General features: G+C 58.9%; 10 protein-coding genes. All 10 read left to right on the top strand.

Going from position 1 to position 12,732, the window contains the following annotated elements; genetic code table 11:
• Positions 1-87 precede the first annotated feature (87 nt).
• The 10 genes from HBO41_RS10760 (at position 88) to HBO41_RS10715 (ending at position 12,714) form a co-directional block, all read left to right on the top strand.
• On the top strand, positions 88-753 hold the full coding sequence (locus HBO41_RS10760) for a response regulator transcription factor (protein ID WP_017138860.1): 666 nt from the start codon (positions 88-90) through the stop codon (positions 751-753).
• Between the two features lie 134 nt (positions 754-887).
• On the top strand, positions 888-1,553 hold the full coding sequence (locus HBO41_RS10755; RefSeq protein WP_017138859.1) for a response regulator transcription factor: 666 nt from the start codon (positions 888-890) through the stop codon (positions 1,551-1,553).
• 26 nt (positions 1,554-1,579) lie between these two features.
• Positions 1,580-3,940 carry an ATP-binding protein gene (locus tag HBO41_RS10750; protein ID WP_169986159.1) on the top strand — a complete coding sequence of 787 codons (2,361 nt, stop codon included), beginning with the start codon at positions 1,580-1,582 and terminating at the stop codon, positions 3,938-3,940.
• Positions 3,940-6,231 (top strand): ATP-binding protein, encoded by a 2,292-nt coding sequence (locus tag HBO41_RS10745; protein ID WP_169986157.1) that lies wholly within the window; start codon positions 3,940-3,942, stop codon positions 6,229-6,231. Before HBO41_RS10750 ends, HBO41_RS10745 begins: the two co-directional genes overlap by 1 nt.
• Before the next feature lie 285 nt (positions 6,232-6,516).
• Positions 6,517-7,065 carry a fimbrial protein gene (locus HBO41_RS10740; protein WP_017138856.1) on the top strand — a complete coding sequence of 183 codons (549 nt, stop codon included), beginning with the start codon at positions 6,517-6,519 and terminating at the stop codon, positions 7,063-7,065.
• 74 nt (positions 7,066-7,139) lie between these two features.
• Positions 7,140-7,886: a molecular chaperone gene (locus HBO41_RS10735; RefSeq protein WP_017138855.1), complete on the top strand. Its 747-nt coding sequence runs from the start codon at positions 7,140-7,142 to the stop codon at positions 7,884-7,886.
• A 33-nt stretch (positions 7,887-7,919) separates the two neighbouring features.
• The gene (locus HBO41_RS10730; protein ID WP_262380275.1) at positions 7,920-10,505 is read left to right on the top strand and encodes a fimbria/pilus outer membrane usher protein; all 2,586 of its coding nucleotides are present in this window, start codon (positions 7,920-7,922) and stop codon (positions 10,503-10,505) included.
• A complete protein-coding gene (locus HBO41_RS10725; RefSeq protein ID WP_169986154.1) occupies positions 10,502-11,626 on the top strand; it encodes a fimbrial protein in 1,125 nt (374 codons plus the stop codon). Before HBO41_RS10730 ends, HBO41_RS10725 begins: the two co-directional genes overlap by 4 nt.
• A gap of 35 nt (positions 11,627-11,661) precedes the next feature.
• Complete coding sequence (locus tag HBO41_RS10720) at positions 11,662-12,081, top strand: hypothetical protein (RefSeq protein WP_017138852.1); 420 nt, start codon at positions 11,662-11,664, stop codon at positions 12,079-12,081.
• An 81-nt stretch (positions 12,082-12,162) separates the two neighbouring features.
• Positions 12,163-12,714, top strand: coding sequence for a GNAT family N-acetyltransferase (locus tag HBO41_RS10715; protein WP_169986153.1), 552 nt, complete (start codon positions 12,163-12,165; stop codon positions 12,712-12,714).
• The last annotated feature ends 18 nt before the right edge of the window (positions 12,715-12,732 follow it).

The following is a 12,732-nucleotide window of genomic DNA, read 5'->3' as shown; positions in this document are numbered from 1 at the left end:
GTTCGTCTGCGATGACGAGAACTTACTAAAGATGAGAATGTTGCAGGCCTCATCCTTTTGCTCGTTATAAAGAGTGCCTTCCACGTTATGAAATGCTTAAGAATTGCTTTGCTCGATGATCATGCAATCGTGCGGCACGGGTTAATCAATCGATTGCAGCAGGAACCTGATTTTGAAGTGGTGGGTGTCTACGCCCGCAGCCGTGAAGCGATGGCTGGGCTCGCGTTGCTGCCCGCCGATGTGCTGTTGCTGGATTTCGTGCTCGGGCCCAGTGAACTGGACGGCATCTTGTTGATTCGTGCGTTGCGAGTGAAGTACCCGCAATGCCGCATTCTGATGTTCTCCACGCACCACGATGCCGCCACCGTGATCCTGGCCCTGCGTGTCGGCGCGCGCGGGTTTCTTGGCAAGGGTGAAGATATCAACCAGTTGATCAGTGCGGTTCGGTTGGTGGCATCCGGGGAGGTCTACCTGAGCCCGGACATGGCCTACCGGGTAGCCGAAGCGACGGCGGTGAACCATATCGGTGACGATCAGAACCGCGATGAAGCCTTGCGTTTTGTCAGCCTTTCCGCGCGTGAACAGGACGTGATTCGGTGTTACTTGACGGGTATGACCATTACCGATATCGCCGAAAAATTCAATCGCAGCATCAAGACCATCAGCTCACAAAAAGCCTCGGCGTTTCGCAAGTTGGGCGTGGTATCGAACAATGAGTTGTTCAGGATCAAACACATTATTGATGGTATTTGATCCTGGTTTCCGACACCCAGCAACGAGCGGGGTGTGATTTACCGATCCTTGCTTATACTCAAAGACGGGTTGAACGTTGTAGCGGTGGGGTATCCCCGTATTCCGACAGCGTTGTGCCGAGTGGGTCGATCACGATGAAACCAATACGTATTGCTTTGCTGGATGATCACGCAGTTGTTCGACACGGGCTAGCCGCCACGTTGGCGGCCGAGGCGAACTTTGAAGTGGTTGGCATTTATGCGCGCAGCCGCGACCTGATCGCCGGCCTCGCCTCGGCGCCAGCAGACCTGCTGCTGCTGGACTTCTCCCTGAACCCTGACGAGCTGGACGGGGTCTCACTGATCCGCGCCTTGCGGGTCAAATTTCCCAGCTGTCATATCCTTGTTTTGTCCACGCATCACGACCCGGCGACGGTCAGCCTGGCCATGCGTGTCGGTGCCCGTGGCTTTGTCGGCAAGGGTGAAGAAATGGCGCAGTTGGTCAAGGCCATCCGCAAGGTGGCGGCGGGTGCGGTGTACCTGAGTACCGACATGACCTACCGCCTGGCGGAGACGGTGACCAGCGATACTGGTCAAGGCCGTGGCGATGCGCCTGACGCGTTGGTCCAGGCGGAGTTGACCAGCCGTGAGCAGGAAGTCATTCGCTGTTACCTGGCGGGCATGACGGTGAGTGAGATTGCCGAGAAATTCAACCGCAGCATCAAAACCATCAGCACCCAGAAAACCGCAGCGTTTCGCAAGCTTGGGGTCACCTCGAACAACGAGCTGTTCAAGCTGAATAAACTCATCGGCACGCCATGACAATCGGGTTGTGGAGGGCAGTGCTATTGGCGCTGATTGTGCTGGGCTCGCCGCTCGTCTGTGCGGCTGCCGTCGCGCTGAGCGACGAGCAACTGCAGTGGATAGCACTGCAGCCGGTGTTGCGCGTCGGGGTGGTGGAGGGCTTGATTCCGTTCGAGTACATGAACGGTGGAGAACTGCGCGGGCGGTCCATGCAGTATTTGCAGTTCGTGACGGCCGCTACGGGCCTTCGTTTCAGCTACGTGCCCGGAAATACAATGGCCGCACGCGAAAACATGCTGCTGGCAGGGCAGGTGGACCTGCTGTCCTCATACTTGCGCTTTCGCTCTGAGCCTGCAACCAAGGGCATTGTTGCGCTGGTTTACCACACCACCTCGCCCATCATCGTCACGCGTGTCGACAGCCCGGGTGTCTTCGACCTTGAACAACTACAGGGCAAAAACGTGATGATTCCCGATGTGGAATATTACGAGACGATATTCCGGGACAAGGCGACCAAGTCCCATCTGATCAGAAGCACCTCGGCCCTGCAGATGCTGACCATGGTGAAGGAGGGCAAGGCCGATGCGGTAGTGGCCTCGGAAACCTTTTTAATGCCTTACCTGTATCGACAATTCCAGGGCGTGCTGGAAGTTTCCGGCGTGGTCGGCAGCCAGATGCTGGATGTGAGCATGGCCGTGCGCGCTGATGACCTCATGTTGCGCTCCATACTTGAAAAGGTACTGGGCTCCATAACGGCGGAGCAGCGCAATGATATCTATGAGAATTGGTATCACGACCTGGAAGTGGACGTGCCGTCCCTGTCAAACATCGTCAATCATTATGCGCATGTGTTCATCCTCGGCGTGTTGGCGTTGGCCAGCCTTTGCGCGCTGGTCTATCGCGGTCATCGGTTGCGCCGGCGGGCGTTGCGCAATGAACAAGAAAAATCCATGTTCCTGGCGGTCATGAACCATCAAATACGTTCGCCCATGAACGCAGTGCTGGCGGCGATGGAGTTACTGGGGCACACACGGCTCAATCAGCAACAACGCCACTTTGCCCAGCTGGCAAATAGTGGCGCCGACGCGATGCTGCATTTGCTGGACGATGTGCTTGAAACCTCCGGGTCGCAGGTCAAGCCGAAACGCCTGAAGGTCGAGTCGACCGATGTGACAGCGTTGGTGCAGGCAGTCGTCGGGCTGCATCGCCTGCGGGCCAGGGAAAAACGCCTGGAGCTCAATGCGCATATCCAAGAGGCGTTGCCCCTGTTGATGCTCGACAGTGCGCGCCTGACGCAAATCCTGCATAACCTGCTCTCGAATGCGATCAAGTTTACCGATGCGGGCAGTATTGATATCGACGTGCGCCAGGTTGGCCTGGACGCGAGCAACGGCCGCTTGCAGATCGAGGTCCGCGACACCGGCATCGGCATTTCGGCGGCGGTTCAGGCGTCGTTGTTTCGACCCTACGCGCAGCATAGCCAGTCATACAAACGCGCGGGCGGCTCAGGCTTGGGGCTGGTGATCTGCCAGCAGTTGGTCAACTTGATGCACGGGACGTTGACGCTCAAGAGCGCGCCGGGCGCGGGCACCACGGTGACGATCTGCTTGCCCGTGATAAACGCCCCGCAACCCCTTGCATCGCAACCGGCAGAGGCGCCATTAACGGCAAACGCTGGCAAAGCATTGCAGATCCTTGTGGTGGAGGACACCCGGGCGAACCAGCAGGTGTTGGGCGCGCAAATCAACAGCTTCGGCAGCCTGCCGGTGATAGCCGGCGATGCCGCCCAAGCCCGCGCCTTGTTTGTGCATACCCGTTACGACCTGGTCCTGATGGACTGTGATCTGCCGGACCAGGATGGCTACAGCCTGACCCGCGAACTGCGCGGATTCGAACAGCAGGTGGGCCGACTGCGTTGCCCGATCATTGCCATCTCTGCCTTGACCGGTGAGCAACATCTTCAGCGCTGCCTGGCGGCGGGAATGGACGCGGTGTTGAGCAAGCCTATTCGCCTGGAGCCATTGCGCGGGGTGATTGAGCGTTGGTGCGACGTCACACTGGCAGACCCTCGGTTAAACCTGATGGCCCCTGTGCTGGACCAGGCCGGGATCAATCGCGAAGTGGCCGCTGACCTGGGCAGCCTGACCAAAGCGCTTGCGCTGTGTGATCGCTCCTCCGCTCTGCACGTGACCCACCGTTTGCACGGCGCAGCGCTGATCATGGAATGGTCGGCGATGGGTCAGGCTGCCGAAAACCTGCAGAACCTGCTGCGCGCGCAGTCGGGATGGGATGACCCGGCGTATGCGCAGGCTTTGCGGTTGCTGCTCCAGCAATGGCGTGACCTGGGCGGCGATCGGCAGGTTGATGCACTGCCTGCCACTCGTTCGCACCGGATGCTGCCTTGATGTGGCGCTTGTTGGCGGTGTTGGCGCTGATGGGCCAGATTGGTCTGTGTGTTGCGCAAGCCAACGCGCCGGCGTTGGCGTTGACACCACAGGAACTCGATTGGATTGCAGCCCACCCGGTATTGCGTGTGGGGGTGTTCGATAACCTGTTGCCCTTTGAGTACATCAGCGGTGGCGAACTGCGAGGGCTGTCGGCCAAGTACCTGGACTTGATCGCACGGCGTACGGGGCTGCGTTTCAAGTCTGTGCCGACTACCTCACGCAGTGCGCGCAAAGACATGCTGCTCAGTGGTGAGGTGGATATCTTGTCCACCCGGCGCCGGTCGGACGACCCTGCTGAAGATCGCGGCGTTCTCTATACCGCGCCTTACAACACCAGCTCGACCATCCTTATCAGCCGTTTTGACGACCAGCCGTTTGCCGAACTGGGCCAGCTCGCCGGCAAACGCCTGGTGATGCTGGGGCGTGAAGGCTATTCGGCGTTTTTGCGTGAGCGGGCGCCGGGCATCACGATCATTTCGGCCCAGAACGCGATCGACATGATGGCAATGGTCAAGGACGGCGATGCGGACGCCGCCATTGCTTCGGAGTGGTTGCTGATCCCGTATCTGTCTCGCCAGTACCAGGGCGTGCTGCAGGTTTCCGGTGTGGTGCCCGAGCAGCGTACTGGGGTAAGCATGGCGGTGCGCGACAACGACGTGATTTTGCTATCGATTCTGCAGAAGGTACTGGGGTCCATTTCGGGCGATGAGCGCCAGGCGATCTACGATGCCTGGTTCGCGGACATGAACCTCGATATCCCGCCCATCAAGGCCATCCTTGATCACTACAAAAGTGAGTTGTGGTTGCTGCTCAGCAGCGTGCTGATACTCATCACGCTGGTGTGGCAAAGCCGCGTGCAACGCCGGCGCGCCATCCATAACGAACGGGAGAAGGCGATGTTCCTGGCGGTTATGAGCCACGAAGTCCGTTCGCCCATGAACGCAATACTGGCCGCTGTTGAGTTGCTGGAGCACACCGCACTTGACGAACAGCAACATCACTTTGCGGCCCTTGCGAACAACGGCGCCAATACCCTGTTGCGGTTGGTGGACGATGTGCTGGATATCTCCAGGATGGAGGCCGGGCAATTGACGCTGAATGTGGAAGCCGTGGACCTGGGTGTGCTGGTCCAGCGCGTGGTGGACAGCCAGCGCGCGTCTGCCGAGGCAAAAGGCCTTGAACTGACGGTAACGGGTGAGCACCTGCACGCCCCGTTATTGCTGGATGAACTGCGCGTGGCGCAGGTCTTGCGCAACCTGATCGTCAATGCCATCAAGTTCTCCGACAGGGGCCATGTAGAGATTCGGCTTCAGGTGCTTGAGGGCGATCACCACCTGATGATTGAGGTCATCGACAATGGGATCGGGTTGTCCGACCAGGCACACGCCTCATTGCTGAGTTCATCCGCGCGTGCCAGTGGCAGTAACGGGCTGGGGTTGGTGATCTGCCAGCGGTTAGTGCAGTTGATGGGGGGCGAGTTGACGCTCAGCAGCCTCCAGGGCAAAGGCACCCGCGTGGGTGTGAGGTTGCCGGTTGAATGGGCTGCGCCGCTTGATTCACCTGCGCAGGTGATGCCTTCGCCCGACGAACCTGTGGGCTTGACGGTGTTGGTGGTGGGGGGCACCAATGTCGACCAGCAAGGGCTGGTGACGCAGCTGCGCGCGTTAGGTTGCCATCCCTTACCAATGGACGATGCCAACCAGGGTTTAAGGTTTTTCAATGCACACCAGGTTGATTTGATACTTATCGACTGCGACCTGCCAGCAGGCGCTGGCTATAAACTGGCCGGTGAATTCAGGCAGGTGCAGAGCCAGCGACAGCGTACACACTGCCCGATCATCGCGGTCTCACAGCTTACCGGCAATGACATGCTGGAATGCTGCTTTGAAGCGGGTATGGATGGCGCGCTGAGCAAACCCATTGGCGAGGGCCTTCTACGCGAAACCATTGAACTGTGGTGCGAGGTCAACTTGCTGCAACCCTCATCGGCGCCGAGTACTTCCGGGCCTGAAATACTGCGCAAACAGCTTGGCGGCTTGCTTGAGGCGGCAGCCCTGCGTGATCGCAGCCTGGCGTTGCTCGCCGCGCATAACCTGCAGGCTGCCGCGCTAGTGGCGGGGTGGATAGACATCGCGACCACGGCTGACCTGATCGATGCGGCCTTGCAGGATAAAACAGCCTGGCCAACTGTCGTTATTGCCGGTCATCTCAGCCGTATGGTTGAACAGTGGGCAGCATTAAGCGCTTGAGTGTTGCCCTTGAATTATTGGGGTGACGGCGTTGTTTTTAGGAGCACTCCTATTGACCATAAAGTTGTCTGCAGAATAAAAACCCTCCTCGGTAGATTGAATTTTTTTTGCGCGGCCATCGCCAAGTTAATTAATTAAAATCTGCGGGGCTTAGTTGCTTTTTCGGAGCAGTCCTATTTGGACAGTTCGGTGACTTCCTTACACTTAACTCCGCAACAACACAGCAGTTCTCCTGCAACAGGGAACTCACTCTCTACTCAGCATCTTGCGCTCTTGGAGTTACTCATGGATTACAAAGCCCGCGTCCTCGCTGTACTGGTCGCCGCCACTGCCACCTCCGCCGCCATGGCGTCGGACGGTACTATCAACTTCAACGGTGAACTGAAAGCCGAAACTTGCCAAGTCGCAGTCAATGGCGCGGCAGGCTCAGCAGGCAGCACCGTCACGCTGCCGACGATTTCGACCGCTTCGCTGGCTGCACAGGGCCAAGTGGCGGGCCAGACCGGGTTCAGCATTCAACTGAGCAAGTGCTCTGCGGCGCTTAAAACCGCCTCTGCGTTCTTTGAAGCAGGTGGCTCGGTGGACCCGGCCAGCGGCAACTTGAAGAACTTGAGCGGCACCGCCACCAAGGCGCAACTGCAATTGGTTGACGCCTCAAATGGTAAAGCCATCAAAGCCGGTGACACCGGGCAAGTGGCGTCTACCAGCCGTATCAGCATCGATACAACAACACTGAGTGCCGACCTGCCTTACGCCGTCCAGTACTACGCCCAGGCCGCAACTACGCCGGGCACCGTTATCAGTAACGTGACGTACTCCATTAATTATCAGTAAGTCGCTCGCCAATGAACACACGCCCTGTGTGGTCGATAAAAGGGCGTGTTTTCTGGCGGCGATGGGACACTGTCATGCCTTGCAAACTTCCACTCAAACAGTTGCTGCTGGCAAGCCTTCTGGCCCTGGCAAGCGCCCAAGCCATTGCGGGCGTGGTGATTACCGGCACGCGGGTGATCTACCCGGCTGGCCAGAAGGAAGTCACCGTCAAACTCAATAACAACGGCACGCAGCCTGCACTGATGCAAGCCTGGATCGATACTGGCAGTGTCGAGTCCACGCCCACTAGTTCCAAGGCACCGTTTCTGCTTTCGCCGCCGGTGGCACGTATCGACCCGGCCAAAGGCCAAAGCCTGCGGGTATTGTTCACGGGGGCGGCGTTGGCCTCGGACAAGGAGTCGGTGTTCTGGCTGAACGTACTGGAAATTCCGCCCAAGCCCGAGGCGGGTGAGGACCTTAACACCCTGCAAATGGCATTTCGCTCTCGAATCAAGCTGTTCTATCGCCCCACCGAGTTGCCCGGAACCGCCACTGAAGCGATTGAACAGGTGCAATGGCAAGTGGTTTCCAGCCGTGATGGCTTGGGCCTGGCTTTGCAGGCGTTCAACCCGTCGGCCTTTTACGTATCGCTGGTTGAACTGGAACTGGTGTCGGGCTCAGTACGTGCTCGCAGTGAGGACGGCATGGTCGCTCCGGGTGAAACCCGACAGTTCCCGCTGCCGACTCTCAAGACTCGGCCTGCCGCCGATGCCCAAGTGGAGTTCAACGCCATCAACGATTACGGCGCGCTGATCCCGACTCGGAAAGCACTCAAGCCTTGATCAACTCCTGACGTCTTTACACGCGAGTTAATTATGCAAACCTCTTCCAGCTCCAGGCTTGCCCTGCGGGCGCAGCCTCGCTTTGCCTTGAATCCGCTTACAGCCTTGGTGCTCAAGGTGCTGGCCATCGCGCCTGGTGCATGGGGAATACAGGGCGCATTGGCGCAAGAGGTGCAGTTCAACGACGCATTCCTGCCTGAGGACTCGCGTAACCTCGACCTGGGTAAATACCAGACCGGCAACCCGGTGACGCCGGGGCAATACCGCGCCGATGTGTTGCTCAACGGCCAGTTGAACAGCCGCCAGGACATTCGCATTGAGGCCCAGCCCGACGGCAGCAAACCGGTGGTGTGCATGGACCATGGCTTGCTTGAACGTCAGGGCGTGGACATGTCCAAGCTGTCCGAACCGCTGGACACCACAGGCTGCGTGTCTTTGGGCAGTTTGATCCAAGGTGCCAGTGCGAGTTTTTCACCGGAGAACCAGGCGCTCGACCTCAGCATTCCTCAGGCCGCCTTGAAGCGTAATTCCCGGGGTTACGTCAGCCCTGAGCTATGGGACCGCGGTGTGACCGCCGGCATGCTCAGTTACACCTTCAACGCCAACCGTAATCGCACCCGCACGGGCGACTATGACTCGGCGTTCATGGGCCTTAATGCGGGCCTTAATCTGGGTGACTGGCGCCTGCGCCACAACGCGTCGATGAGCTGGCAGTCGCGCCAGGGCAACAAGTACCAGGCTCTGGACACCTACGCCCAACGTGATGTGACGGCGCTGAAAAGCCAGTTGACGGTGGGGGAGTCCAACACCAGTGGCGAGATCTTCGACACCTTGTCGTTTCGCGGCGTGCAGTTCGCCAGCGATGACCGCATGCTGCCTGATTCCATGCGCGGTTATGCCCCGGTCATCCGTGGCATTGCCCGCACCAACGCCCGCGTGACCATTCGCCAGGCCGGCAACGTCCTGCTGGAAACTACCGTAGCGCCGGGTGCTTTCGTGATCGATGACCTGTACTCCACCGGCTACGGCGGTGACCTTAACGTGAGCGTTGCCGAGGCAGACGGCACCGAGCAAAACTTTATCGTGCCCTATGCCTCGGTCAGCCAGTTGTTGCGCCCCGGTACCTCGCGATTCAGCTTCACCGCCGGTGAAACCCGCAACAACTTTGTCGACCAACAGGCACGCGTGCTGCAAGGCACGCTGCAGTACGGCCTGAACAACACGTTCACAGGCTTCGGTGGCCTGCAGTCGAGCGACCACTACACGGCGCTGCTCACGGGCCTGGCGTTTGGCACGCCCATCGGCGCCATGGCGGTGGACGTGACTCACGCACAGACCGAGCTGGCTGCCGGGACGGCCAAAGGGCAGAGCATGCGTGTGTCCTATAGCAAGAATGTACTCAGTACCGGCAGCAACTTCTCGGTGGCGGCTTACCGTTTTTCTACCGGTGACTACCTGGATTTCAGCAATGCCGTGCAACTGGTGGATGCCGAGAAAAATGGTTGGGACACCCGTATGTTCGGGCGCCCGCGCAGCCGCCTGTCCATCACCGCAGACCAGACGTTGGGGCCTTGGGGCCAAGTGACCCTCAGCGGTTACGCGCAGAACTACTGGAACCAGCCGGGCAGTGATGTGCAGTACCAGTTCAGCTACAGCAAGCAATTCAATCGCGTGAGTTTCAGCGTGAACGCCAATCGCAGCCGCATGGGCCTGGGCGATATGGAGAACAGCTTCCTGCTGACCATGAGCATGCCCCTGGAGTTTGGTGGGTCTGGTTATGGCCCACAGATGACGGCGCAGGTTGGCCGTGACACGCGCGGCAACTACAGCGAGCAGGCCGGCATCAGCGGCACCGCGGGCGACGATCGCCAGTACGGCTACGGCGCAACCTTCGGGCATGACGGTGGCAGCAATAGCAAAAGTGTAGCGCTCAACGGGCAGTACACCGGTGCCAGGGCGATGCTCAGTGCCGCACTGGGGCGTGGCGATGGCTACACCAGTGCTTCCATGGGTGCCAGCGGCACGCTGGTGGCCCATGCCAACGGTATGACCATGACGCCTTATCGTGGCGAGACCATGGCGGTGATCAGCGCGCCGGGTGCGCAGGGTGCCAAGGTGTCGGGCTATCCAGGTCTGAGGCTTGATGCAAGCGGTAACGCCGTGGTGCCGTATTTGCGCCCCTATGAGCTGAACGAGGTCGCCATCGACCCGATCGGCAGTTCCCTGGACGTTGAATTCAACGAAACCAGCCAGCAGGTCGCGCCGCGTGCCGGCGCCGTAGTGCACCTCAAATACACCACCAACCAGGGGCGGGCAGTACTGCTCAATGTGCGCCTGGACGATGGCAACAGTTTGCCGTTCGGTGCCGGCGTAACGGACGGCGAAGGCGCCACGGTGGGCGTGGTCGGGCAGGGCGGTCAGCTCTACGCACGCATCAAGCCGGACACCCGCCAGTTGCTGATCAATTGGGGCAGCAAAGCGCATCAGCAGTGTGCACTGGTCATTCCACCGGGCCCGGGCGAGGGCCAGCAGTTGCAGCAGTTGGACGCCGTGTGTGCTGCAGGCAAACAGGTCGCTGACCGCGTGCGGCCCAACACTATGCAAAAGGTACCGTTATGAATATCAGGGCGTTGATCAACTCGGGATTGGCAGTTATGGCGTTGTGGGCTGCAGCCAATACGGCCATGGCGGTAACCTGCACCTACATGAATGGCATCCAGCCAGCGAATGGCTCCATGCCGTTGCAAATATCGGCGATCACCGTCGGGCGCGATGTGCCTGTGGGCACCGAAGTTTATCGACAGAAGTTCAGCATGGCAGCGGGCCAGGCGGTAAAGCTGGAGTGCCTGTATGCCCCTTACGAACAGTCGACCGAGCTTACGGTTGATTCGAGCTATGGCCTGGCCAACGTGACCAGCGGGGTGTATGCCAACAAAGTCTACAGAACCAGCATTCAAGGACTAGGAGTCGCCTTTGCTAGCGTGGGCGGCCCTCTGCCAAGGGCATCGAGCAAAATGTGGACCTCGTGTACGCCGGGCTGGCGGTGCCTGGTCCCATTTGACGGACCTTCCAATTTTGAATTGATATTAATCAAACTGGGCGATGTGGCACCGGGTGTATTGGTGGGTAATACGTTGCCGACCGTGAGCCTATTTGGCAGTTTTGGCGACGCCAGAATGCTGGGCTTCAAAATGGGTATCTCCGGCACTATCCAGATTGTCTCGCGCACCTGCAGCACGCCGGATGTGAACGTCCCTATGGGTACACATCAGACCAAGACATTTACGGGAGTCAACACTGCCAGCGCCTGGGTCGATTTTGCCATTCGATTAAATGATTGCCCGGCGTTTACGGGGACCTTCAGGACCACAGGTCCCGGTTGGATTTCCCAGAGCGGCAATTCACCCTCCGGCAGCAGCACGCCTGGCACCGTGGTCAATAACACCCTGCAATATCGCGTCGACCCGTCGCGGACTGCGATCAACGGCGGCAATGGCGTGCTGAGCCTCGACTCTACAACGGGCGGCAGTGCACCTGCCGCCACAGGCGTAGGTGTGCAGGTCGCAACCCCTAACGGAATCGGCTTGCCTTTAGCGACGAATCAAAACAGTGGCCTGGCCCTGCGAGCGACCGAGGGCAGCTATTCAATCCCGTTGCGCGCACGTTATCTGCAAACCCAGTCCAAGGTCACGCCGGGGCCGGCCAACGCGTCGGCAACGTTTACGATTATTTATCAGTGATGGAGTACGTAAGACTAATCGCGAGGATGCGAAAGATGCCAAATAAAGCACTCAGGATTCTGATCGCAGATGACCAGCATTTCTCCCGGTTGAGGATCGAGCGTGCCCTGAACCATCTGGGTTACTACCGGATTGCGCCGATGCACCGGCTGGAGGAGGTATTAAGCGCGCTGGAGTATGACTGCGAACCCTTGGACCTGCTGATCATCAACGCTTCACTGGTGAAAGGCGTGAAATTTGATCTGTTTTCGTTCTGCATGGACAACCCGTACGTGCGTTACGCAATGATCTACGATGAAAGGCAATCGGGTATCCCGGCGTTTCTGGTGTGCCGTCAGGACAAGGTATTGATCAGTGCATTGCCGTTGCCGGACCTCGACACGCTCACCCAGCTCATGGCCAGGGTTGATCCCAGCCTTGTGGCCACTGCACGCAACAGAGAAGTGGGGGTGTAGCTTCACGGTGGCTCACCGGTTGTTGCGAATGCCATCGCCCATGCGCGATGATCTGGCACTGTCAGCGCCTGGAGTACAGTGATGCAATCGCTACCCATACCGCCCTCCATCAAGGGTGTGTTACTTGAGCTGCGCCCGCTGGAAGCCAGGGATTTCGAGGCCCTGTATGGCGTCGCCTGCGACCCGTTGATCTGGGCCCAGCACCCCAGCCCCACGCGCTACCAGGAACCGGTGTTTCGCGAATGGTTCGAGCAGGCGCTGGCATCCCCCAGCGTACTGGTGGTGATCGACCTTGAGAGCAACAGGGTGGTGGGCAGCTCTCGTTACTACGACTTCAGTGAGCCGCAACGTGAGGTGGCCATCGGTTACACGTTTCTGGCCCGTGAAAAATGGGGCGGCGGGGCCAATGGCGAGCTTAAACAACTGATGCTCAAGCACGCCTTTCAGTGGGTCGATACCGTATGGTTCCATGTCGGCGCCGACAACATTCGCTCGCAACGGGCAATGGAGAAAATCGGCGGGCAGCTTTCGCATACTTCGGTAAAAACGTTCGCTGGGCGTTCGCAAGAGAATCGTTTTTATAAAGTTGAGCGTGCTGCATTTGAGCGCTCCGTAATGGGCGAGCGCTACTGATTTCGGCAATTCGATCTA

Origin of the sequence: Pseudomonas sp. WS 5146 (assembly GCF_012985495.1) — a bacterium.
GTDB classification, from domain to species: Bacteria; Pseudomonadota; Gammaproteobacteria; order Pseudomonadales; family Pseudomonadaceae; genus Aquipseudomonas; species Aquipseudomonas edaphica.
This window is presented reverse-complemented; position numbering and strand designations above follow the sequence as displayed.